Source organism: Hymenobacter nivis (assembly GCF_003149515.1).
GTDB classification, from domain to species: domain Bacteria; phylum Bacteroidota; class Bacteroidia; order Cytophagales; family Hymenobacteraceae; genus Hymenobacter; species Hymenobacter nivis.
Map to the genome: position 1 here is coordinate 2,179,744 of NZ_CP029145.1, position 22,969 is coordinate 2,202,712.

A 22,969-nucleotide genomic window follows, 5' to 3' on the forward strand; every position below is an offset into this window, starting at 1 on the left:
TCATGGCAACCAAACAAGGCATTCTGATTTGTGGGCACGGCAGCCGGGATAAAGCAGGTACCGCGGGCTTTCAGGAGCTGGTGGCCGGCCTCGTGCCGCGCTACCCCGACCGGGTCATCGACTACGGCTTTTTGGAGTTTGCCCACCCCATTTACGCCGCCGCCGTCGAGCGGATGTACCAGCAGGGCGTGCGCAACATCACGGCCATCCCGGCTATTCTATTCGCCGGCGGCCACGCCAAGAACGACATTCCGTTCGAGATGAACTCGCTGCAACAGCAGTACCCGGACCTGAAAATCACGCTGGGCCGGCACCTGGGCATCTCGGCCCCGCTCCTGCAGCTAGCCCGCCAGATGGTGGAGCAGGCCGAGGCCGGCCTCCCGCCCGTGCCCCGCGAAGAGTGCTGCCTGCTGCTGGTGGGCCGCGGCACCAACGACCCCGACGCCAACTCGGAAGTCGCCAAGCTCACGCGCCTCATCTGGGAGGGCCTGGGCTTCGGCTTCGCTACCACCGCCTACGTGGGCGTGACCAAACCGCTGCTGGCCGACACGCTGCCGCTGGTCGAGAGCTTGCCCTACCGGCGGGTGATAGTGCTCCCGGTGTTCCTCTTCACCGGCGTGCTGCTCAAGCGAATCTATAGCCAGGTGGAGGCGCACCAGGCCGCCTCAGCCAAGGAATATGTCTGCACCACTTCCTTTGGCAGCGACGAATTGCTGCTGCGAGCCGTGGACGAGCGCATCAACGAGGTGGAGTTTGGCAGCCCCAACATGAACTGCCAGCTCTGCAAGTACCGCATTCAAATGATTGGTTTTGAAGACGAAGTAGGCAAAGAGCAAACCGGCCACCACCTCAATGTGAAGGGTATTCTCTTCGAGGAAGAGCAGAAAATAGGGGCTAAAAAAGGGCTGCTGCCGCAACTCAAAAACCTGCTCGGCATCTAGCGCATGGCTCCTACCCCAGCCCCCACGGGCAAAATCTACGGCGTGTCGCTGGGCCCCGGCGACCCCGAGCTGATTACGGTAAAGGGCCTGCGCGCCTTGCAGCGCGCCGACCTTATTTATTACCCCGGTTCGGTGCAGGCCGACGGGCAGCACAGCAGCTACTCGCGCACCATCCTGGACCAGCTGGACCTGGACGAGGCCAAATTGTGCGGCATGTTTTTGCCGATGGCGAACGACCGGGCGGCGGCGCTGCACATTTATGAGCAAGCCTTTTACCAGCTAAAGGCCGACTACGAAGCCGGCCGCACGGTGGCGTTTGTGAGTGAGGGCGACAGCACCTTTTACAGCACTTTCGCCTACCTGCTGGCCCACCTGCACGCCCACCAGCTGCCGGTCGAAATCATTGCCGGCGTACCGTCCTTTTTACTGGCCACGGCCGCGCACCAGGTGCCGTTGGCGGTATTGCGCGAGAAAATAGCCATTATCCCACTGCTGACCAGCGCCGCCGCCCTCGAAGGCTACCTGCGCGAGTTTGAAACGGTGGTCCTTATCAAGGTGCGGGGGGCCCTGGACTACGTGCGCCCGGCGGTGGCGGCGAACTACGCTACCGTCTACTACGCCGAGTGGCTGGGCACGCCCAACCAGTACCTGACCACCGACCTGGCGGCCCTGATGGGGCGCGAGGTACCGTATTTTTCCTTACTTGTTTTGAAGAGCTTGCTATGCAATTAAGCGTTATTGGTATTGGCCCCGGCTCGGATGCGTACCTGGTGCCAGCGGCCCGGCTTGCGCTGGCCGACGCCGACATTGTGATTGGGTATCACTATTATTTTCAATTCATTAGCCACCTGCTCAAGCCCGGTTGCGTGTGCCTGGGTCGCGACCTATCGGAGGAAGAGGCCCGCGCCGAGCTGGCCGTGAATAACTGCCGGCCGGGCACCCACGTAGCCGTTATCAGCTCCGGCGACGCGGGTATATATGCCATGGCCTCGCTGGTGTATGAGTACGCGGCCCGCCAGCAGCGCACCGATATTCAGCTGCAAACCCTGCCCGGCATCAGTGCTTTTCAGGCGGCGGCGGCCCGGCTGGGCGCGCCCATCGGCCACGATTTTTGCTGCTTGTCGCTCTCCGATTTGATGACGCCCTGGACCACCATCGAGAAGCGCATCACGGCCGCCGCCATCGGCGATTTCGTCACTTCGCTCTACAACCCGCGCAGCCAGAAACGTAACTGGCAGTTGAGCCGGCTGCGCAGTATTTTCCTCGAACACCGCGCCCCCACGACGCCGGTAGCCATCGTGCGGCAGGTCACGCGCCCCGAAGAAACGATTCACCTGACCACCCTAGCAGAGTTGGATGTAGCGCTGGTCGATATGTTCTGCCTGGTGCTGATTGGCAACTCGCAGACCTATCGCTTCGGCGAATTTCTGGTGACGCCCCGCGGGTATCTGGCGCGCAAGCCCGTCACCGGCCCCGAGATTCAGGACGAGAGCTTCCAGCAAATCCGGGCGGAGTTGCAGCGCCCCGACCTTTCCAGCGCCGACCAGTGGGCGGCTATCCGCTGCATTCACAGCACCGCCGATTTTGAGTATGAGCAGCTGTATTACGCCCAAAATCAACCGCTGGAATACTGGCACGACTACCTGACGGGCGGGGGCGTGGTCATTACCGACGTGACCATGGTGCAGGCCGGGATTACCAAAGCCTACCGCGAGCAGTACGGGGTGGAAGTATTATGCTACCTCAACGATGAGCGCGTGGCCGCACTGGCCGAGCAGGAAGGTATCACCCGCAGCCAGGCGGGCATGCGGCTAGCCATTGCGCAGCATCCTAATGCCTTGTTTGTGGTGGGCAACGCACCCACGGCCTTGTTTGAGCTGGCCGACCAATGCCAGGCGGGCCATTGCCGGCCGGCGGGCATTATTGCCGCGCCGGTGGGCTTCGTGAATGTGGTGGAAGCGAAGCTCAAAATCAAGACGCTCAGCGGCCTGCCATTGGTCATAATTGAAGGCCGCAAGGGCGGGAGCAGCGTGGCCGCCAGCATTGTCAACGCCGCCTTTACCCTCCCTCAGTCCCTGGCCCCCACGCGGAACTGATGGGACAGTACACCGTGGTGGGCCTGCCCAACCAGCCGCTCGTCGCATTGCCGCCCGATATTGGCCGGCTGGTAGCGGCGCACGCGGTGTTTTCGGGTGGGCGGCGGCATTACGAACTGGTTAAGAGCGTATTGCCCAATCCGCACACCTGGATTAGCATCGGCGGCGACATGGCGGCCCTGTTTGCCCGGTACCGGTCGGCCGGCGTCCCCATTCTGATTTTTGCCAGCGGCGACCCACTATTTTTTGGCATTGTGCGCACCATTCAGACGCACGACGCGGGAGCCACCGTGGCCGTATACCCGGCCTTCAACAGCGTGCAGCGGCTGTGCGCTAAAATTGGCCAGCCCTACGAGCAGGTCCGTAATACCTCGGTGCATGGCCGCAGCTGGCAGAACCTCGACGAAGCCCTGCTGCGCTACGAGCCACTTATTGCCGTGCTCACCGATGCCGTGCGCACGCCGGCCGCCATTGCCCGGCGGCTGCTGGACTACCGCTTCGGCCACTACGAAATGGTGGTGGGCGAGGACCTCGACGGCCCGCACGAACGGGTGGGCTGCTACTCGCCTGGGCAGGCTGCCCAGCAGGAGTTTCTGCCGCTCAACTGCGTGCTACTGCGCCAAATTGCCGCGCCAAACCGCAGCTGGGGCCTCGATGATGCCGCCTTTGTGGGGCTGCCGGGCCGGCCGGGCATGCTAACCAAAAAGGCCATTCGCCTGCTCAGCCTCGCCCAGCTGGAGCTGGCTGGCAAGCGCGTATTCTGGGATGTGGGCTTTTGCACGGGTTCAGTGGCTATTGAGGCGCGCCGGTTGTTTCCCCAATTGGAGGTGGTGGCGTTCGAGCAGCGGCCCGAATGCGCGGCCATTATGGACACGAATATGCGGCAGCTGTCGGCCCCTGGCATTGTGGTGGTAATGGGTGATTTCTTCGGCCAGGAGCTGGCGGCCCTGCCCCCCCCGATGCCGTATTTATCGGCGGCCACGGGGGCCGGTTGCCCGAGCTGCTGGCGCTACTCGACACGCTGCTCGCCCCCGGTGGCACCGTGGTGCTCAACGCCGTACTGCCCCAAAGCCACGACCAATTTCTTGCCCACGCCCACGCGTTGGGCTGGCTACTGCCCGCCTCGCCCCAACGCGTGCAGCTCGACCAATACAACCCCATCTGGGTACTAACTGCCCGCAAACCATGAAAAATAAGCCCACCGCAATCCTGGCCAGCACCGACCGCGCCGTGCTCCTGGCCGAGCACCTTCGCCGGGAACTGGAAGGCAGCATTGTGTTTTCGACCCGCCCCGGCGGTGCGGCCACCGTGCAGCCCATCACGTCCATTGCCGATTTTTTAGCAGCCTCGTTTGCTGATTACGAAGCTTTTATCTTTATTGGGGCGTTGGGCATCTGTGTGCGCAGCATTGCGCCCTACGTGCAGGACAAAGCTACCGACCCTGCCATTATCAACCTCGACGACCACGGGCAGTTCGTGCAGCCGGTAGTGGGCGGGCACCTGGGCGGGGCCAACGACCTGGCCCGCCGCCTGGCGCGGGTACTCGGGGCGCAGGCCATTATCACGACCGCCAGCGACCTGCAAAATATCTGGGCCCTGGATACGCTGGCGGCACAGTTTGGCTGGCGGGCCGCGCCCAGCCGCCCGCTCAATCAGCTCATTTCGCTTTTTGTAAACAACGTAAAAACCGCCCTGCTGCTCGACGTGCAGGATGAAGGCACCCGCTGGCTCGAAAAAACCCGCCCGCCCTTTGTGGACGTATTTTACAACCAGGACGAGATTGACTGGAGCCAGTACCAGCTACTGCTGGCCGTGACATACCGCCCGCTGGTAGTGCCGGTGCCGGTGCTCGAGTTCTTCGCGCCCGTGCTACACCTGGGTATGGGCTGCTCGCGGGGCATTGAGGCCGATTTGCTCGAAGCCTCGGTACGGGCGCAATTATCTGAGCATCAACTAGCCATACAATCAGTAAAGTCCCTTGGCTCCATCGACATCAAGCACGATGAGGTGGCCTTCCTGGCGTTGGCCGAGCGCTGGGGTGTACCCCTGCTCACGTACCCGGCTGAGGCGCTGAATGCGCAAACCATACCCAATCCTTCGGAAGTGGTGCTCAGCAAGCTTGGCGTGCCCAGCGTGAGCGAGGCGGCCGCGCAGGTGGCGAGCGCCAACGACCGGCTGCTGCTGGAAAAGCAGAAAACCACCGTCGCTTCGGGCAAAAAGTATACCCTGGCCGTGGCCCTCGACGCGGCGGCCGAGCGGCGCGGGGTCGTGGCCATCGTGGGGGCGGGCCCCGGCGATGCCAGCCTCATCAGCGTGAAGGGCAAGGAGCTGCTCGAAACGGCCGACCTTATTCTGTATGCCGGCAGCCTGGTGCCCGAGCGCCTCACGCACTACGCCAAGCCCGGCGCGGTGGTGCGCAACTCGGCCGGCATGACGCTGGAAGAACAACTGCACCTGATGAGCGCGCACTACCAGCGCGGCCACCTCATCGTGCGGCTGCAGTCGGGCGACCCCTCCATTTACGGCGCCATTCAGGAGCAGATGTCGGAATTTGACGAGCGCGGCATGGCCTACTTCATCGTGCCCGGCATCTCGGCGTTTCAGGCCGCTGCGGCTAGCCTGAACTCGGAATTTACCATCCCGGAAGTGGTGCAAACCATCATTCTGACGCGGGGGGCAGGCAATACGCCCCTCCCTCCCCACGAGGACCTGGCCGAGATGGCTAAGCAGCGCGCCACCATGTGTATCTTCCTGAGTGCCAACATCGCCAAGCGCGTGCAGGAGCAGCTGTTGCAGCATTACCCCGCCGATACGCCGGTAGCCATTCTGTACCGCGTGACCTGGGACGACGAGGAAATCTACACCGGCCAACTTACCGATTTGGCCGCTCTCATTCGCCAGCACAAGCTCACGCGCACGGTGCTTATCGTGGTGGGCGTGGCCATTGGGGCGCGCAAAAACCGCTCGCACCTTTACAACCCCGACTGGAAGCATATTTTCCGCACCGGTAAGCCACCGAAAAGTAAGAAACCCCAGAAGCGGGCCGACGATGCCCCGCTGAGCTGATGCCCGCCCGGCCCACTCCTCCGGCCGCAGCCGCCAAGACAGTGCTGGTTTTCGGGGGTACTACAGAAGGCAAGCAGGTAGCTGCTTGGTTAGGCAACACGGATTATACCTTCTGGTACTCCACTAAAACACCGGTGGAAATAAGCTTGCCCGCTAACGGCCGCTACCGGTGGGGGGCGCTCACGGGAGCCGCTTTGGTTGCGTTTTGCCAGCTGCACCAGGTCGGCTGCATCGTACACGCCAGCCACCCGTTTGCCGAGCAGCTGCACGCCACTGTGGCCGAAGCCAGCCGGCAACTACGTTTGCCCGTGCTACGGTTCGAGCGTCAGTACCCCGAGCGGCTAGTTCATCCTTTGGTACACTATGCGGCTGATTATGAAGAAATAATCGACCAGCTATTGGCGGCGGGCCACGCTCCTGCGTTGGCTTTGAGTGGCGTCCAAACCATCGGGCCGCTCCGGCGGTACTGGCAGCAGCGGCCCCTGTTTTGCCGGGTACTGCCCCGCGAGGCATCGGTGGCCCTGGCCCGGCAGGCGGGCTTCCCGCTGGCCAACCTGATTACCGGGTGGCCCGGCGCGGAGCTGGCCGAGGAGGTAGCCCTCATCCAACGAACCGGCGCGCAAGCTGTTATCACCAAAGAAAGCGGCGAGAGCGGCTTCCTCTCGGTGAAGATAGCGGCGGCCCTGTACGCCGGAGTACCTATTTTTATCGTGCGGCGGCCGGCTTTACCGGCCGGTTTCCGCCCTATCACGCGAGCAGACGAGCTGCTGGCGCACTTATCCTCCAACCTGCATGGCCCTTCGCCCGATTCCTGATGGCCCTCTGCGCTCGGGCTACACCACCGGCGCCTGCGCCACGGCCTGCACCAAGGCCGCCTTGCTGGCGCTGCTCGGGCAGCAGGACGTGCGGGAAGTCAGTATCACGCTGCCAGCAGGCCCGGAAGTGGCTTTTGTTCTCACCCAATGCACCTACAACCGGCACGAAGCCTGGTGTGCCACGCTGAAAGATGCCGGTGATGACCCCGATGTGACGCACGGAGCCGAAATCAGCTGCACGGTAACCCTCAATAATACGGGCGAAATCGACTTTTTGCCCGGCCCGGGCGTGGGCATCGTCACGTTACCAGGGCTGGCCGTACCGGTGGGCGAGCCGGCCATCAACCCCGTACCCCGCCAGATGATGCGCGCGGTAGTAGCCGAGGTGCTGGCTCGATTTGGGCTAGCGAGCGGGGTATCCATTCGGGTGGCGGTAGCGGGCGGCGAGGCGCTGGCCAAAAAAACGCTCAATGGCCGCCTGGGCATCGTGGGGGGCATCTCCATCCTGGGCACCACGGGCATCGTCAAACCGTTTTCGGCCGAGGCCTACATTGCCAGCATCGTGCAGGGCATCGACGTGGCGCTGGCCAATGGCCTCACGGAAGTCGTCATCAACTCGGGCGGGCGGAGCGAAAAGCTACTGCGCCGCTTATTTGAGCATCTGCCCGCAGTAAGCTTCATCCAGTACGGCAACTGGATTGGGGAAACGCTGGAAAAGATAACCGCCTCGCCATTAGCTACTTTCACCATGGGCATCATGCTGGGCAAAGCTGTGAAGCTGGCCCAGGGCGCCCTCAATACCCACAGCAACCAGTCGAGCTGGGACCGGGACTGGGTGGTTGGGCTGGCCCGCACGGCCGGCTACCCCGCCGAGCGCTGCACGGCCATTGGCCAGCTCACCATGGCCGGCAACCTCACCGAGGTATTTCCCTTCGCCCCCGCTGAGGCATTTTACGCCGAGCTGGCCCGGCGCTGCCACGCGGTGGTAGGCACCGTCACGGGCGCGCGGCCCTGCCGGCTGGTGCTTATGGATGCCGGCGAAAACTACCTGGTGTACGAGTTTGGCTTCGATGGCGCGGCTGATTCCCAACGCTCTTTCTTCAACCCAATTAGCTACGATAGCCCCTCCCCCGCTTGATATATCCCTTACTACTGGATTCGCTGCTGCTCGGCGTGCAGCATTCCTTCGAGCCCGACCACATGGCGGCGGTGTCGGTATTGGCCACCGAAAAAAAACGCTACAATACCGGCTACGGCAAGCTTATCTGGCGCTCGTCGCAGTGGGCGCTGGGCCACTCGCTCACGCTCATCATCTTCAGCGCGCTGGCCCTGCTGCTGCGCTCGGCCCTGCCCCTCAACCTGTCGCGCTGGGCCGAGCTGGCGGTGGGTCCCATCATGATTTGGCTAGGCTGGGAGGCTATTCGGCGCAACCATAAGCTCAAGCAGTTGATGGCCGAGCACAAGAAATTTGCCGAGCACGCGCACCTCACCAACGCCCTGCACCTGCACGGCGGCCAGGGCGAGGAAATCGCCATGAATGTGCTCAGCCGCTCCTTCTGGGTGGGCATGCTACACGGGCTGGCGGGCACCGGCGGGGCCTGCGCCGTGGCCCTCACCCTGGCAGCCAAAGACACGCGCACCGCCATTGCCATCATCGCCCTGCAAAGCGTCGGCATCGTGGTCGCCATGACGGCTTACAGCTGCGTCATGGCCTTTTCCGTGTCGCGCTTTATCGAGCGTAATCAGGTAGTATTCAAATTAATGAATGCCATCGTGGGCGTCGTGTCGATTGGCGTCGGCCTACTCTGGATTTATAACGGCTTCAGGGGGTAGTCGCACCGCCGTTCTACGCCGGGGAAGCTACCCTGGGCGGGTGCTCACCGTTAGAATCGCGTTGGTTAAGGATGCCGCCGACAGCTCATCGAGCGGCAAGTACTCCGCCCCAAGGGCAGCGGCCAGCGCGGCGGCTTTCCCCAGGCGCAGGTAGCTGTTGTCGGTGTCGAGCACCAGGGTTGGGATTTGCTGGGTGCGCAGTTGGGTGGCGAGCTGCTGGGTTTGCGCGCTGGCATCGCCGCCGCCGGCCAGGGGCACGTTGGCTTTGCCATCGCTGAGCAGCACCAGGAGCGGCTGCAAACCCGCCGGATAGTCGGCCCGCGCCAATAGTTGCGCTGCCAGCTGGAGCGCGTGCGGCAGCGGGGTACGCCCCCCCGTGGGCAACGTACGCAGGGCTTCCTCGGCTATGGCCACGCTGCGGGTGGGCGGCAGCAGCAGCCGCGCCTCCACGCCCCGAAAGGTGATGACGGCCACTGTGTCGCGCTGCTGGTAGGCCTCGGTGAGCAGACTGAGCACGGCGCCTTTTACCGCTTCCATGCGGCGGCTCGCGCTCATGGAGCCCGAGGCGTCGACCACGAGCAGCAAGAAGGTCCCCGTCTTACTACTGCGCACTTGCTGGTGCAGGTCGTCGCGGGTGATTTGGGCCACCATTGGGTCGCGCAGCACAGCTTGGCGCACGGTCGCCTCGATGGCCAGAACCGATGGGCTTAGGTCGGGCACGGCCCGCACGGTGTGGCCCCGCGCGCCCTGGGTTGCCGCCCCACGCCGGCCACCAGCGCGAGCGAAAGCAGCAAGCGGCACCGCCTCTACCTGAATAGGCCGCCCGGCCGGGGTCGGCCCGGCCCCAAATACTTGCTCGGGAGCCGCGGCCTCATTCGAGGAAGTTTGCGGTGCGCTTTCCAGTGGCTCATCCCGCTCATTTTCAGCTTGCTGCGTTACTTCTTCCGAATGTTGAGGCGTAGAATTAAGGGGAGGCGCAGCTGCTTCCGGCTCGGGCTTGGGGGCAGCAGGCGACGCATCCGGGGCCTGCTTCATCAACTCATCCAGCGCTTCGGAGGGCAGGCCAGGGCTGTCGAACGGCTGGGCCCGGCGACGGTGGGCCAGGGCCAGCTCGGCGGCGCGGCGCACGTCGGCGGCCGTGGCGGCAGGGCGGCCAGCCAGAGCGGCCAGGGTGAGGGCCGTTTTATAGACGGCAATATCGGCCCGTAGGCTGCTTACCCCGAGCTCCGTGCAAAGCTGACTAATGAGGGTGAGCAGGCCATCGGGCATTTGCACGGCCGGCAATAGTTGCCGCGCCGTGCTTACCTGCCGTTGCAGGGCCGCTTGGGCCGGCTGCCACTGCGCCCGGAAGGCCGCCGGGTCGCGTTCAAACGCCACGCGCCGCCGCACTACTTCCGTTCGCTCGGCCACGTCGCGCGGGGCGGCGATTTCTACCATCAGTCCGAATCGGTCGAGGAATTGCGGACGCAGGCTGCCTTCCTCGGGGTTCATCGTGCCAATGAGGGTGAACCGTGCCGGGTGGGTCACGGCCAGTCCTTCGCGCTGCACGGTGGCCACCCCGGTAGCCGCCGCGTCGAGCAGCACGTCAACCAAGTGGTCGGGCAGCAGGTTCACTTCATCGATGTAAAGCACTCCGCGGTGAGCCGCGGCCAGCAGGCCCGGCTGCAGCCTTTTCTGGCGGTCGGCCAGCAGACCCTCCAGGTCGAGGCTGCCGAGCACACGGTCTTCGGTAGCGCCCAAGGGCAGGTTGACAAAGGGCGCGGGCAATTCCTGGGCTTCGGCAGCGGACTGGTGGCAGGCCGGGCACAGGTCGGCGGGGTGGCCGGGCTCGCAGTTGAACGGGCAGCCCGGGGTTGCTAGCATGGGGGGTAGCAGCTCGGCCAGGCCGCGTACGGCGGTGGTTTTGGCCGTGCCTTTGTCGCCGCGCAGCAGCACGCCGCCAAGGCCGGGATTCACGGCGCACAGCAGCAGGGCTTGCTTAAGAGAATCCTGCCCGACCAGGGCAGTAAAGGGGTAGTGCATGTGCTTTTTTACTTGGGGAGAGAAGGTTGTCGGGCTTTGACCACCTTAAGCTTTATTATGAGGCTGTTTAAAAAGCCGCAAGTCGGTCATGCTGAGCTTATCGAAGCATCTCTACCGCTTCGGCTGCGCCGTTCAACGAAGCGGTAGAGATGCTTCGACAAGCTCAGCATGACAGTCAGGATTATTCCTCCGACTTTGTAAACAGCTTCTATTCATTTCGAGCTTCCAGCAGCGTCTCACTCTGCAAATACACCGCTTGTAATGCCGCCAGCATCTCGGGCGGCGGAGCGGCCCACATGCCCCGTTGCGCGGCTTCCAATAGCCGCTCGGCGATGGCATTCAGCGCCCACGGATTGCTCTCGGCGAAGAACTCCTGCATGCCCGCATCGAGGGCGTAAATGGCGGCCACCTGCTCATACATCCAGTCATCCACTACTTTAGCCGTCGCATCATAGCCAAAGAGGTAGTCCACCGTGGCGGTCAGCTCCAGACCGCCCTTGTAGCCGTGGCGCTGAATGCCGGCCAGCCACTTCGGGTTGACAACGCGGGAGCGGAACACGCGCAGGGTCTCCTCCTTTAGGTCGCGCACGGCCGGGCGGGCGGGGTCCTGCGTATCGCCGAAGTAGTGCTTGGGCTGCCGGCCGGTAAGGCTGCGGATGGTGGCAATCATGCCGCCGTGAAACTGCAGGTAGTCGTCGCTGTCAAAAATGTCGTGCTCGCGGTTGTCCTGGTTGTGCAGGGCCACTTCCACGCCCGCCAGGCGCTGCCGGAACTCAGGGCGGGCATCGGTGCCACTCGCGGCGCGGGTGTAGGCGTACCCGCCCCAGTTCACGTAGGCCTGAGCAAAATCGGCATCGCCGTGCCAGTTCTTTTCGTTGATAAGCGGCAGAATACCTGCGCCGTAGCTGCCCGGCGCGGCCCCAAAAATGCGGTAGCCGGCGCGCTGCTCGGCTTCCTCGGCGGGCACGTCCTGAGCGTGCAGCTCGGCGAGGTCGCGCAGGTAGTGCTGGCGCACGAAGTTCTGGTCGAGCGGCTCGTCGAGGGCCAGCACGAGCTGCACGGCATCGTCTAGCAATTCAATGAGATGCGGAAACGCATCGCGAAAAAAACCACTGATGCGAGTGGTCACGTCGATACGCGGCCGGCCTAATTCGGCCAGCGGTATTACCTCCACACCGGTCACGCGGCGGCTTTGGGCCTGCCACACGGGGCGCACGCCCAGCAGGGCCAGGATTTCGGCCACGTCGTCGCCGTGGGTGCGCATGGCGCTGGTGCCCCACACGCTCAGACCCACGCTTTGGGGGTAGCGGCCGGTTTCTTTGAGGTGGCGGGCCAGCACCTCGCGGGCCAGTTGCTGGCCCACTTCCCAGGCCGCCTGCGAGGGCAGGGCGCGGGGGTCCACGGCGTAGAAGTTGCGGCCCGTGGGCAGAATGTGGGCCATTCCCCGCGTGGGCGCGCCGCTGGGCCCGGCCGGCACGTAGCCACCCGAGAGGCCGTGTAGCAAGTTGGCTACCTCGTCGTAGGTCTGGGCCAGATTGGGTAGGAGTTGCTGACCCACGTAGGTCAGCGTTTGGCGCACTTTGACTAGCTCAGGCTGCGCGGGCGCGATATTCAGCGTTTCGAACAGTACTTGGTCGAGAGCATCCGGCCGGAAGCGTTGCTGCTGCCAGGCCAGAAGCAAGTGCTTGGTCAGCTCGTCGAGCACTTCGAGCGCATCGGCTCCCGTCACGACGGGCCGTCCGGCCAGGGCGGTAAAAGCTTCAGCTACGATGCTCAGCTTCTGCCCTTTCGCGCTCAGTACGGCATCCAGGTCAAAGCCAAATAGCGCCGCCAGCCCGGCCTGCAAGCCCGGCACGCCGAGGTTGGGCAGGCGCGTGAGGGCTTGCAGCATATCGACCAGCGCCTCATCTTCCGGGGCTTGGCCCAAGATGTGGAGACCGTTGCGGATTTGGGCCGCGCCCAGCTCGCAGAGGTAGCCGTCGATGTCTTCGATGAGGTGGGCGACGTCCTTGCCGTCCATTTCGGCCAGGCTCACGGGCACGCCTTCGGGGGTCATGTCGTCGTCCCAGTCGTGCACGTGGTCGCCGTGGTCGCGGCGCAGCAGCACGGCCAGGTCCTGGTCGAGGTTGGTTTGCTTCACCAGGTCCCAGATTTGGCGTTGCAGCAGCGGCAGCTTGGCCGGGTCGAGGGCCTCAACCTGGTAGTATTCATCGACCAGCTGCGTGAGCTGGGCCAGCTCGCCGTAGCTGTCGGCCGTGGTCATGGGCGGCGTAAGGTGGTCGATGATGGTGGCGTGAGCACGGCGCTTGGCCTGCGAGCCCTCGCCGGGGTCATTGATAATGAAGGGGTAGAACAGCGGCAAATCGCCCAGAAATGCATCCGGAAAGCAGTTCTCCGACAAGCCAATGCCCTTGCCCGGCAGCCACTCCAGGGTACCGTGCTTGCCCACGTGCACAATGGCATCGGCCCCCCAGCCGTCGCGCAGCCAGCGGTACAATGCGTAGTAATGGTGCGTCGGCGGCAAGTCGGGCTGGTGGTAAATGGCGTCGGGGTCCATGCCGTAGCCCCGAGGCGGCTGAAGTACCACCAGGGCGTTGCCCAGCGGCAGACCGGCGAGGGCAATGTGGCCGTCGTGGACGTAGGTTTCGCCGGGCGGCGGGCCCCACTGCTTGGTCATTTTGGCCTGCAGAGCTTCCGGCAACTCGGCAAACCACGCGGCGTACTGCGCAAACGACACCTGCCCCGGGGCGCGGCCCAGCTGCTCGGGCGTAAGGTAGGTCTGGTCGTAGGCGCAACGGTCTACCAGCTCGTGGATGAGGGCGGTACCGGTCGGCGGCAGGTCGCTCAGCTGGTAGCCCTCCGCCTGCATGGCATGCAGCAGCGTCAGCAGCGAGGCCGGCGCGTCGAGCCCCACGGCGTTGCCAATTTGGGAGGCTTTGCTGTTCGAATTGGTAAAAATGAAGGCGATGCGCTTCTGTGAATTGGGTAAATGGCGCAAGCTGGCGAAGCGCCGGGCCAGGCCCGCCACCCGCGCCATGCGGTCGGGCACGGGCACGTAGCCGGTGGCTTCGCGGTTTTTCTCCTTGAAAGAAATCGGTACCGTGATGAGGCGGCCGTCGAACTCGGGCAAGGCCACGTTCATGGCCGTATCGAGCGGGTTTAGGCCCCGGCTCGAAGACTCCCAGGGGCCCCGCGCCATACCGCTGGTAATTGCCTGCAAAACCACTACGTCAAGCCGTTGCAAGGCCTCCACCGACCATCCTGCACTGGTGGGTCCGTCAGGGTTCACTTCGCTCATGGCAAAGGAAACGGTATTGATTAACACGTCAATCAACGGGCCGTTTTCGTCCCTGAAAAAGCCGAACGCCCACGGCGCGCCCGTGGCCTCATCCACCGCTTTGAGCGAGGCCGTGAAGACGGGCAAGGCATTGACACCCTGAGCTTCCAGCTCGTGCACCAGCGCATCCACGAAGGCCAGATTCCCGCTCACCCAGTGGGCGCGGTAGAACAGCACGCCCGCCGTGGGCCGGGCCGGGTCACGCAGGCGCAGCCAGTCGGCGAGGTTGCCGTTTTCGGGCAAGTCGGGATGGTAGAGACCGTGCTCGGGCAGCGTGGCCGGGGGCTCGTAGCCGAAGCCGGTGAGCAGCAGGTGGTCGGCCAGGTAATGCAGCAGAGCGGTGAGGTTGGCGTGGCCGCCGGCCTGCAGGTAGGCCAGGGCCTCGTGCAGCACACCCGGCGACACCGTGGACACGGCCGCCAGTTCGGGGTTTAAGTCGCCCGCGCCACTGATTACCAGCAGGTGCTGGCCCTGTGCCTGCGCCCGCCGCACCAACTCCTGAAAGCCGGGAATGCTGCTCGGCCGCCCCAGCACGCGCAGCACAATGACCCGCGCGGCGGCTAGCTCACGGTCGAGCAGCTGGGCCATGTGGGTTTCATTTTTAATGGCCAGCAAATTAATTCCCACCGTTTTGGGGAAATCGGCGGGTAGCCCCTGCACGCTGCGGTGCAGGGTGAGCAGGTCGGTTTCGGCGTGGGTGAGGAAAACAATACCCTCGGCCGCGATGGGCGGAGCCGCCCCGGCCGCGACGGCCGTTTCGGCTCCGGTCCAGCTGTAGAACTGAAACACGTACTCGGCCAGCTCGGCGGGCGGGGCCAGATAGCCATCGGTGGCCACCAGGCTGTCGATGTAATCGAAAATAGCCAGTATCTGCCAGTCGCTGTTGATGGAGTGAAACCACGTCGAACGGCCATCGAAGAGCAGCGTCACCACGTTGGCCAGCGTGCAGGGGCCCAGGCAGCCACCCTTGGTCATGTGCACGGTGTTGCGTAGCTTGCGACGCAGCCACTCGCTTTTGTACAATTCCACGGGCACGGCAGCGTAGCCCCTGTCCACGCGCCCGCAGCAGCAGGCGTTATAGCAGTAGGAAAGGTGGCCCCGGCGCTGCACCAGGTTGATGGCTTTCCCATCGGTGCGGACTACGCGCTGGCGTTTGATTTCGCGCATGGTTGTATGAGAATAAATGGTGTGTTTAGCGAAGGCAATTTGTTGGATAAGCAGATTTTATCTCAGCAGGTTTTAGTAACTAGTGGCGGCGACAGGGTGTTTAACTGGCGCAAGGTATTCGCCTACCAGAGTTGCTACAATCAGTCCCCCGGTAAGTTTGCCCAATCTTCGCCAGCCAGTCCATCAAACGAGCGGGCTACCCTCGGGATTTACCGCTCAGTCTGAATTAGCACTTTAAAAAGATATCTTCTTCTGCGTCAATGTTAAATCCGTTATTCCTTGACTCCATTTTGCTAGGGGTACAGCACTCCTTCGAGCCCGACCACATGGCCGCCGTGGCGGTGCTGGCCACCGAGCAAAAAAAGGGTACGGGACGATTGTGGCGCGTCATTTGGCGCTCGTCGCACTGGGCATTGGGGCACTCGCTAACGCTCGTGGTGTTTGCCAGCCTCATTTTGCTGCTGAAGTCAACGCTTTCGCTCCACATCGCGGCACAGGTGGAGCTGGCTATCGGGCCACTTATGATATGGCTGGGAGTACTGGCTATTCGGCGCAACTTCCGCCAAGTAAAACCTTTACCCGTGCTAATAACCCCACCAGCGCCCGCGGGGCTTAGCCGCTCATTCTGGGTGGGGATGGTGCATGGGCTGGCCGGCACCGGGGGGGCCTGCACCATTGCCCTCACCCTGGCGGCCCGCAACACCACGGCCGCCGTGTGGATTATCGTGCTCCAAAGTGCCGGTATTCTAATTTCCATGACAACTTACGGGTGCCTGTTTGCCTTTTCGACGGCACGTTTCTCAAGCCAGTGGCAGCCCTCGCTCAAGTGGCTCAACTATGCGGTGGGGGCTTTTTCAATTGGGATTGGAATTTATACGCTGGTAGAAAGCGCGCAGGGGCTGGGATAATGTTGTGTCGAGCCCTGCCCCGCTCACAAAACGACTTCATCCCCTACCTTCGTCCCAACAATTGGTAGTCGCTTCCGCGGTGCGGGGCGACTTTAAAAGGGAATCCGGTGTAATTCCGGGACAGTCTCCGCTGCTGTAACCCCCTCCAAAGCTGCCCGATATACAATACCACTGTCCGGTTCCGGATGGGAAGGTCGTCGGTTAGTGGGGGAAGTCAGAAGACCTGCCGTTTGCTTCATACAGTCCCGGCCTTCGGCAGAAAGGCACGTCGTACCATGCCCAACCCCTCGCTCCTCCCCGGCTGTGCCGGGGGAATAGTCTACCATAGTTGTTGTTGGCGTAAGGCCGCTTGGCGGAGCCGTTTGCTCACCCCGGACCCGCGCCGCGCCGGGCAGCACCTTACCCCATTATTTAGCTCAAAATCAGTATTTTGGAGCCTGTACGCGATTGGTCTAGTTGTTGTGCACCCGGCGGCGGCCCAAGGTACGGTGGCCCTGCGGGGCACCGTAGCCGACTCGCTCTCGGGTTGGCCGTTGGTGGGCGTGAGCGCAGGGCTGGTGGGCCAGCCCCGCGGCGCCAGCACCGATGCGCTGGGGCAGTTTCGGCTCGGTGAACTCAAGCCGGGCACGTATGCGCTACGCATCGGCACACTGGGCTATACGTTTAAAAATCAGTTGATAACCTTGGTAGCAGACGAGATGCGGGTTGTGGCTATTACCTTGGCCTCCGCGCTGCTTCTTCACTTTGCCAATCCCTTACCTGCTTGAACCAGTTCAGCCCCGCCGAGATTGAAGCCGTGTACCGGGCGATAGCCGAGCGCCGCGACATCCGCCATTTTCTGCCCGACCCCGTTGCCCCCGAGGTGCTGCACCGCCTACTGCAAGCCGCCCACCAGGCCCCGAGCGTAGGATTCATGCAGCCCTGGCGCTTCCTGCGCATCACCGACCCGGCCCTGCGGGGCGCCTTGCACCAGCTCGTGGAGCAAGAGCGGCTGCGTACCGCCGAAGCCTTGGGAGAGCGGGCCAGCGCGTTTTTGCAGTTGAAAGTAGAAGGCCTCCGCGAGTGCGGCGAAGTGCTGGTGGCCGCCCTCATGGCAGGGCGGGAGGCGCACATTTTCGGCCGGCGCACGCTACCCGAAATGGACCTCGCCTCGGTGTCATGCGCCATCCAAAACCTGTGGCTAGCCGCCCGCGCCGAAGGCCTCGGCATGGGGTGGGTGTCGATTTTTGACCCCGAACAAGTTCGTTTGGCCTTGCAGATGCCGGACGGGGCGCAGCCCGTGGCCATCCTCTGCCTGGGCCACGTGGCAGAGTTTTACCCCCGCCCCATGCTCGAAACCGCGGGCTGGGCGAGCCGGATGAGCCTTCCCGAGCTGGTGTTTGAGAACTATTGGCCAGCGGCGACTGCCCCGGGCCAAGGGTAATACTTGGTCCTTTTACCCGCCCTTCCTACTCTATACCTTCCCCATGCTTCGTCCCATTATGTTTGTCGGCACCGCGTCGGATGTGGGCAAGAGCGTCATTACGGCGGGTTTTTGCCGCATTTTTCGACAGGACGGACACAGCCCCGCGCCGTTTAAGGCGCAAAATATGAGCCTGAACAGCTACGTAACCCCCGAGGGGCTCGAAATTGGCCGGGCCCAGGCGGTGCAGGCCGAGGCCGCCGGCATCCCGTGCCACGTCGACATGAACCCAGTGCTCCTCAAGCCGACCTCCGACCAGGCCTCGCAGGTGGTGCTCAACGGCCGGCCCATCGGCACGCAGTCGGCCTACGAATACTTCCGCGAAAACGACCGGCAGGAACTGTTTGCCGCCGCCACCCAAGCTTTCGACCGGCTGGCGGCGCGCCATTCGCCGGTGGTGCTGGAGGGCGCGGGCAGCATCTCGGAGCTAAACCTGAAGCGCCGCGATATCACCAACCTGCGCATGGCCCGCCACGCCGGAGCCGCCACCTACCTCATTGCCGACATCGACCGGGGCGGGGTATTTGGCAGTGTGTACGGCTCGCTGGCCCTGCTGGAACCTGAGGAAAAAGCCTGCATAAAAGGCATTATCATTAATAAATTTCGGGGCGATGCGCGGCTGTTTGCCGATGGCCGGCAGCAGCTCGAAGCCCTGACCGGCGTGCCGGTAGTGGGCGTGCTGCCCTACTTCCGCGATATTTTTGTGGAGGAGGAAGACTCCGTGGCTCTGGCCTACAAGCGCCGCGCGGCCGGGCCGGCCGGCCGGGTACGGGTAGCCGTGGTGCTGCTGGGGCGGCTGTCGAATTTCACCGACTTCGACACCCTGAGCCACGACGCCCGCGTCGACCTGTTCTTTACTCGTGAGGCGGACGAAATCGGCGAGGCTGACATCATCATCCTGCCCGGCAGCAAAAACACCATCGCCGACCTAAAAGCACTCACTAACAGCGGCTTGGGGGCGGCCATCGTGCGGGCCCACCGCACGGGCAAAACCGTGGTGGGCATCTGCGGGGGCTACCAGATGCTGGGCCGCTCGGTGGAAGACCCCAACGGGGTGGAAGGCCCGGTGCCCGCCGCCGCCGGGCTGGGGCTGCTGCCCGTGCGCACGGTGCTGCAAGGCGAAAAAACCACCCGGCAACGGCGGTTTGCCTTCCGGGGCAGCGCGGCCGCCGACTGCCTGGGCTACGAAATCCACATGGGCCAAACCACTGCCGAGGGCCCTCCGCAGCCCGTGGCCACGCTCGACGACGGCACCCCCGACGGCTACTTTGCCGGGCCACGCTGCTGGGGTACCTACCTGCACGGCATTCTCGACAATCCGGCGGTTATCGATTTTTTAGTGGCCCCCTACACCGAACAAAAAGCGAGCGCGCCGCTTGACTTCGCCGCCTTTAAAAACGCGCAATACGACCGGCTGGCGGCCCTTATCCGCGAAAACGTGGACCTGCCGCAGATTTACGCGGCCCTGCGCAACTGATTACCCGCAACTATCCATGCTCCACGGACACGGCGACGACGCCTACCGCCATCCCCACGCCATCGTGGCCGATTTCAGCACCAACGTCTGGTACGGCGGCGAGCCGGCGGGCCTGAAGGACTACGTGTTCAGCCAATGGCGCACCGTGAACCGCTACCCCGAGGTGCTGGCCGAAAGCCTTGCCGCCCGGGCAGCCGCCCACCACGGCCTGCCCCCCGGCCAGGTGCTGATGAGCAGCGGCACCACCGAAAGCATCTACCTAATCGCCCAGGCCTGGGCCGGAAAACGCACTACCGTTGTCACGCCCGCCTTTGCCGAATACGAGGACGCGGCCCGGCGGCACGGCCACCAACTCAGCTTTTTGGCGTGGGAGCAGTTGAGGGCGGACGGGCCGCTGGCGGCGGATGTGGTGTTCGTCTGCAACCCCAACAATCCCACCGGCAGCGTGCTCACCGAGCCGGCGCTGGCCGCGCTGCTGGCGCGTAACCCGCAGACTGTATTCGTGCTCGACGAGGCGTTTATCGAATTCACGACCAGCATTGCCACGGCCCGGCCACTGCTCGACCGGTTCGACAACTTGCTCATTCTGCGCTCGATGACCAAAGCCTACGCCATTCCGGGCCTGCGGCTGGGGTATGTGCTGGCTTCGGAAAGCCTTATTGCCCGGCTTACCCACGAAAAAGCCCCGTGGACGGTGAATGCCCTGGCGGCGGCGGCGGGCCATTTTATCTTCGAGCACTTCGCGGCCGTGCAGCCGCCAACCGCGCAGCTGCTGGCCGAACGCGTCAGCTTTGCCACGCGGCTGGCCGCTAACGACTCGTTGGCTATTGTGCCCAGCCATACCCACTACTTTGTGGGTGCTTTGCGGCACGGCACGGCGGCCGCCCTGAAAAGCTGGCTGCTGGCGCGACACGGCCTGCTCATCCGGGACGCGACCAACTTTCGGGGCCTCACGCCGGCTCACTTCCGACTGTGCACCCGGCACCCGGCCGACAACCAATTGCTTATCAACGCCCTGCGCGAATGGACCGATTTACCCGCATAGCCGCGCCGCTGGCCCTGGGCTATGCTCTCGACCTGCTGCTGGCCGACCCCGAAGGCTGGCCCCATCCGGTGCGCGCGTACGGCGCGCTCATCGCCGCCGGGGAGCAGCGGCTAAACCACGGTTCGCACCGCTTGGCCAAGGGTGCGGTGCTGGCGGGCGGCCTGGTGGGCGGCACCTTCGGGGCGTTTCTCGTGCTGGAAAAGGCTTTGCGGCACTGCCCGGCCCCCGTGGCCGTGGCGGTCAACAGTGCCTGGGTGTTCTTCGGCCTGGCCAATACGGGCCTGGTGCGCGAGGGCCGGGCCGTGTTTGAGGTGTTGGAGCAGGACGGCTTAGCCGCCGGACGGCGCCAGCTGGCGCGCATCGTGGGGCGTGACACGGCCGGGCTCGATGCCCAGCAAATACGCACGGCCGTGTTCGAAAGCCTGGCCGAAAACCTGAGCGATGGCGTGGTGGCCCCGCTGCTGTATTATGCCCTGGCTGGCGTGCCCGGCCTGATGGCCTATAAAATGGTGAACACCCTCGACTCGATGGTGGGCTACCGCAGCCCACGCTACGAGCAGTTCGGCAAGTTTGCCGCCCGGCTCGACGACGTGGCCAACCTGCTGCCCGCCCGCCTCACGGCCGGGCTGCTGGCCCTGCTGGCTGGCAGCGGACGAGGGTTTCGGTTCATCTTCACCTACGGCAACCAGCACAAAAGCCCCAACGCCGGCTATCCAGAGGCTGCCTTGGCCGGCGTGCTCAACTGCCGCTTCGGAGGGGCGCACTCTTATCACGGGCAGCTCGTGTCCAAGCCCTATATCGGCCATAACCCCCGCCCGCTGGCGCCCCAGGAAATCAACCGCGTGGCGCGGCTCAACCACGCGGTGTGCGCTGCCGTGGTGGTGGGCATGGCGGGGCTACTGTGGTGGCACAACCGCCGCCGTCTGCAATAGCTGCCGGATGAAAGCGGAATTCTCGCCCCAGTACAAGTGCACGTACGAAGCCCACGCATTGCCCTCGCGGTAGAGCTGCGCTGGCACGGCCCCGCCTTTGGCGTTGCGGAGCTGCGCGGGTACGGGTACCAGGCCGTGGTCCTCCAGGCGGGAATAGTGAAACTCATGGCCTTGAACAGTGAGGTTATTCCACTCCATTGTCCGGTAGCCCAGCGTCATTTTCGCGTCTTTCATCGACGTCGTGCAGGGCAACACGCCTACCATTGGGAAGGCCTGCCCCTGGGCATCTACCAATTGGCGACCCAGGTACATGAGCCCGCCGCACTCGGCGTACGCCACGCCGCCGCCGCCGCCGCAATAGGCCGCGATGCTGGCGCGCATGGAGGCATTCGCACTCAGCTCGTCAGCAAACAGCTCGGGGTAGCCGCCGGGTAGGTACAGGAAATCGGTGCCGGCGGGGAGCGCCGGGTCGGCTAGCGGGCTGAAATACGTGACCTCGCCGAGTTCGGCCAGGGCCTCCAGGTTCTGGTGGTAGGTGAACGTAAACGCGGCGTCGCGGGCCACGGCTATGCGGCGGCGCGGTTGAGGCGCTGCCACCGCCGGCAGATGGGCGGCAAGGGCCGGCGCAGCCGTTTGCGTCACTGCCAGCAGCCGGTCCACGTCCACCGTGAGGGGCAGGGCATCGGCCAAGGCCTCCACAATGGCTTCGTACTGAATAGCCGTATCTATTGACAGGCCCAGGTGTCGGGAGGGAATAGCAAAGTTATGATTAACAGGCAAGTAGCCCAGCGCTTCCACGCCCACGTCGGCGCAGGCCTCGCGCAATAATTGGTAGTGCGAAGCCGTATTCACAAAGTTAAAAATGGCTCCCACCAGCCGGATGCCGGGGTGAAAAGTCTTGAACCCAAACAGCAGCGGGGCCACGGAGTAGGCCATGGCTTTGGCATTGACAACCAGAATGATTGGGATGCCCAGCTGCTCGGCCACGTCGGCGGCACTGCCCTGCATCCGCACGGCCCCGTCGAAAAGGCCCATCACCCCCTCCACCAAGGCCACGTCGGCGGGGGCGGCATAGCGGGCGTAGGTCGCGTGCAGATGCGCCGGCGAGGCCATGAACAAGTCGAGGTTGAGGCTGGGCCGTCCGGCAGCCCGCGTGTGATGATGGGTGTCGAGGTAGTCGGGCCCGCACTTGAAGGGCTGCACCACCAGCCCGCGCCGGGCCAGCACCCGCAGCAGGCCCAGCGTGAGGGTGGTTTTGCCTTGGCCGCTGGCCGGGGCGGCCAGCAGAAATTGGGGCTTAAGAGCGGGGGAGTTGGGCATAAGGGCGGGGGCTACAGGCCCGCTAACCGTAGCTTTGGGCCGATGCTGCCGGGGCTTCCGGCGGCTTGCATTCCAAACAATGCCGCTTTACGTGATTTCGGGAGGGCCTGGGGCCGGCAAAACTACACTACTCGCGGCCTTGCGCCGGGCGGGCTTCGCGGGGACTGATGAAGTTGAAGTAGTCTAATAAAAATGGATAGTTTCACCGCTAGACTTTTCTCATTTGCTCGAATAAGCTGGCTCTGAAAGGTACCTCTTCTCCCATGGGTAAAATCTGGAGAACGTCTAAAAATGGGGGGCATCCCCATTTTACGGTCAACGTAGGCGAAAGCGTAGCGACTGGTCCCGCCACCCAGACCTGCCCCACACTTTTGGAGGCGCCCCGACGTCCGGAGCGGCCTTGCGTATGCTGCTGGCCATCCCTTTCTTTGGCCGACGCCTGCCCGCATGACTGAGCCCACTGAGAATCTCTATTCGCCGGCTCAGCGCCACCGCTGGCTAGTGTTCAGCCTCCTGTGCTTGATGGCCCTCGTGTTGTGGGGACTGCG

17 protein-coding genes and 1 riboswitch are annotated in these 22,969 nt (G+C 63.8%); of the genes, 14 read left to right on the top strand and 3 right to left on the bottom strand.

Features of this window, described 5'->3' with window-relative positions; all coding sequences use genetic code 11:
- Window positions 1-2 precede the first annotated feature (2 nt).
- Genes DDQ68_RS09645 through DDQ68_RS09680 form a run of 8 tightly spaced genes read left to right on the top strand, consistent with a single transcriptional unit; the run spans window position 3 to window position 8,751 of the window.
- Entirely contained in the window at window positions 3-941 is a 939-nt protein-coding gene (locus tag DDQ68_RS09645; RefSeq protein WP_109656101.1) for a sirohydrochlorin chelatase, read from the top strand.
- 3 nt (window positions 942-944) lie between these two features.
- Entirely contained in the window at window positions 945-1,673 is a 729-nt protein-coding gene (cobI, locus tag DDQ68_RS09650; protein WP_109656102.1) for a precorrin-2 C(20)-methyltransferase, read from the top strand.
- A complete protein-coding gene (cobJ, locus tag DDQ68_RS09655; RefSeq protein WP_109656103.1) occupies window positions 1,664-3,037 on the top strand; it encodes a precorrin-3B C(17)-methyltransferase in 1,374 nt (457 codons plus the stop codon). Before cobI ends, cobJ begins: the two co-directional genes overlap by 10 nt.
- Window positions 3,037-4,209, top strand: coding sequence for a precorrin-6y C5,15-methyltransferase (decarboxylating) subunit CbiE (gene cbiE, locus DDQ68_RS09660; protein WP_109656104.1), 1,173 nt, complete (start codon window positions 3,037-3,039; stop codon window positions 4,207-4,209). The genes cobJ and cbiE overlap by 1 nt, the downstream gene beginning before the upstream one ends.
- Before the next feature lie 13 nt (window positions 4,210-4,222).
- A complete protein-coding gene (cobM, locus tag DDQ68_RS09665; protein WP_109656105.1) occupies window positions 4,223-6,103 on the top strand; it encodes a precorrin-4 C(11)-methyltransferase in 1,881 nt (626 codons plus the stop codon).
- Window positions 6,104-6,144: 41 nt separating this feature from the next.
- Window positions 6,145-6,918: a precorrin-6A/cobalt-precorrin-6A reductase gene (locus DDQ68_RS09670; RefSeq protein WP_211320259.1), complete on the top strand. Its 774-nt coding sequence runs from the start codon at window positions 6,145-6,147 to the stop codon at window positions 6,916-6,918.
- A complete protein-coding gene (locus tag DDQ68_RS09675) occupies window positions 6,896-8,056 on the top strand; it encodes a cobalt-precorrin-5B (C(1))-methyltransferase (protein ID WP_109656107.1) in 1,161 nt (386 codons plus the stop codon). The genes DDQ68_RS09670 and DDQ68_RS09675 overlap by 23 nt, the downstream gene beginning before the upstream one ends.
- The gene (locus tag DDQ68_RS09680; protein ID WP_109656108.1) at window positions 8,053-8,751 is read left to right on the top strand and encodes a hypothetical protein; all 699 of its coding nucleotides are present in this window, start codon (window positions 8,053-8,055) and stop codon (window positions 8,749-8,751) included. The genes DDQ68_RS09675 and DDQ68_RS09680 overlap by 4 nt, the downstream gene beginning before the upstream one ends.
- Before the next feature lie 27 nt (window positions 8,752-8,778).
- On the opposite strand, the gene DDQ68_RS09685 is transcribed toward DDQ68_RS09680, so the two are convergent.
- Together DDQ68_RS09685 and cobN are read right to left on the bottom strand one after the other, a co-directional pair.
- The gene (locus tag DDQ68_RS09685; protein WP_109656109.1) at window positions 8,779-10,773 is read right to left on the bottom strand and encodes a magnesium chelatase subunit D family protein; all 1,995 of its coding nucleotides are present in this window, start codon (window positions 10,771-10,773) and stop codon (window positions 8,779-8,781) included.
- A gap of 208 nt (window positions 10,774-10,981) precedes the next feature.
- Window positions 10,982-15,277 (bottom strand): cobaltochelatase subunit CobN, encoded by a 4,296-nt coding sequence (gene cobN / locus DDQ68_RS09690; protein ID WP_109656110.1) that lies wholly within the window; start codon window positions 15,275-15,277, stop codon window positions 10,982-10,984.
- Between the two features lie 260 nt (window positions 15,278-15,537).
- Here cobN and DDQ68_RS09695 point away from each other — a divergent pair, with 260 nt between their 5' ends.
- The 6 genes from DDQ68_RS09695 (at window position 15,538) to cbiB (ending at window position 21,101) form a co-directional block, all read left to right on the top strand.
- Window positions 15,538-16,185, top strand: a complete 648-nt coding sequence (locus tag DDQ68_RS09695) for a hypothetical protein (RefSeq protein WP_109656111.1) — start codon at window positions 15,538-15,540, stop codon at window positions 16,183-16,185.
- Window positions 16,186-16,230: 45 nt separating this feature from the next.
- A riboswitch (cobalamin riboswitch) is annotated at window positions 16,231-16,430 on the top strand.
- A 216-nt stretch (window positions 16,431-16,646) separates the two neighbouring features.
- Complete coding sequence (locus DDQ68_RS22780; protein ID WP_162549994.1) at window positions 16,647-16,952, top strand: carboxypeptidase regulatory-like domain-containing protein; 306 nt, start codon at window positions 16,647-16,649, stop codon at window positions 16,950-16,952.
- Window positions 16,949-17,608, top strand: coding sequence for a 5,6-dimethylbenzimidazole synthase (bluB, locus tag DDQ68_RS09705; protein ID WP_109656112.1), 660 nt, complete (start codon window positions 16,949-16,951; stop codon window positions 17,606-17,608). The genes DDQ68_RS22780 and bluB overlap by 4 nt, the downstream gene beginning before the upstream one ends.
- A 43-nt stretch (window positions 17,609-17,651) precedes the next feature.
- Window positions 17,652-19,124, top strand: a complete 1,473-nt coding sequence (locus tag DDQ68_RS09710; protein ID WP_211320260.1) for a cobyric acid synthase — start codon at window positions 17,652-17,654, stop codon at window positions 19,122-19,124.
- Between the two features lie 16 nt (window positions 19,125-19,140).
- Entirely contained in the window at window positions 19,141-20,169 is a 1,029-nt protein-coding gene (locus DDQ68_RS09715) for an aminotransferase class I/II-fold pyridoxal phosphate-dependent enzyme (RefSeq protein WP_109656114.1), read from the top strand.
- Window positions 20,148-21,101, top strand: a complete 954-nt coding sequence (gene cbiB / locus DDQ68_RS09720) for an adenosylcobinamide-phosphate synthase CbiB (RefSeq protein ID WP_109656115.1) — start codon at window positions 20,148-20,150, stop codon at window positions 21,099-21,101. Before DDQ68_RS09715 ends, cbiB begins: the two co-directional genes overlap by 22 nt.
- Here the strand turns inward: cbiB and DDQ68_RS09725 are convergent.
- Window positions 21,066-22,421 carry a cobyrinic acid a,c-diamide synthase CobB gene (locus tag DDQ68_RS09725; protein ID WP_109656116.1) on the bottom strand — a complete coding sequence of 452 codons (1,356 nt, stop codon included), beginning with the start codon at window positions 22,419-22,421 and terminating at the stop codon, window positions 21,066-21,068. The genes cbiB and DDQ68_RS09725 overlap by 36 nt on opposite strands.
- Window positions 22,422-22,969 lie beyond the last annotated feature (548 nt).

What these genes read in the sequence shown, in the direction of transcription:
- DDQ68_RS09645 (WP_109656101.1), top strand. Translation starts at nt 3, where the DNA reads ATGGCAACCAAACAAGGCATTCTGATTTGTGGGCACGGCAGCCGGGAT.
- cobI (WP_109656102.1), top strand. Translation starts at nt 945, where the DNA reads ATGGCTCCTACCCCAGCCCCCACGGGCAAAATCTACGGCGTGTCGCTG.
- cobJ (WP_109656103.1), top strand. Translation starts at nt 1,664, where the DNA reads ATGCAATTAAGCGTTATTGGTATTGGCCCCGGCTCGGATGCGTACCTG.
- cbiE (WP_109656104.1), top strand. Translation starts at nt 3,037, where the DNA reads ATGGGACAGTACACCGTGGTGGGCCTGCCCAACCAGCCGCTCGTCGCA.
- cobM (WP_109656105.1), top strand. Translation starts at nt 4,223, where the DNA reads ATGAAAAATAAGCCCACCGCAATCCTGGCCAGCACCGACCGCGCCGTG.
- DDQ68_RS09675 (WP_109656107.1), top strand. Translation starts at nt 6,896, where the DNA reads ATGGCCCTTCGCCCGATTCCTGATGGCCCTCTGCGCTCGGGCTACACC.
- DDQ68_RS09685 (WP_109656109.1), bottom strand. Translation starts at nt 10,773, where the DNA reads ATGCACTACCCCTTTACTGCCCTGGTCGGGCAGGATTCTCTTAAGCAA.
- cobN (WP_109656110.1), bottom strand. Translation starts at nt 15,277, where the DNA reads ATGCGCGAAATCAAACGCCAGCGCGTAGTCCGCACCGATGGGAAAGCC.
- DDQ68_RS09695 (WP_109656111.1), top strand. Translation starts at nt 15,538, where the DNA reads ATGTTAAATCCGTTATTCCTTGACTCCATTTTGCTAGGGGTACAGCAC.
- DDQ68_RS09710 (WP_211320260.1), top strand. Translation starts at nt 17,652, where the DNA reads ATGCTTCGTCCCATTATGTTTGTCGGCACCGCGTCGGATGTGGGCAAG.
- DDQ68_RS09715 (WP_109656114.1), top strand. Translation starts at nt 19,141, where the DNA reads ATGCTCCACGGACACGGCGACGACGCCTACCGCCATCCCCACGCCATC.
- cbiB (WP_109656115.1), top strand. Translation starts at nt 20,148, where the DNA reads ATGGACCGATTTACCCGCATAGCCGCGCCGCTGGCCCTGGGCTATGCT.
- DDQ68_RS09725 (WP_109656116.1), bottom strand. Translation starts at nt 22,421, where the DNA reads ATGCCCAACTCCCCCGCTCTTAAGCCCCAATTTCTGCTGGCCGCCCCG.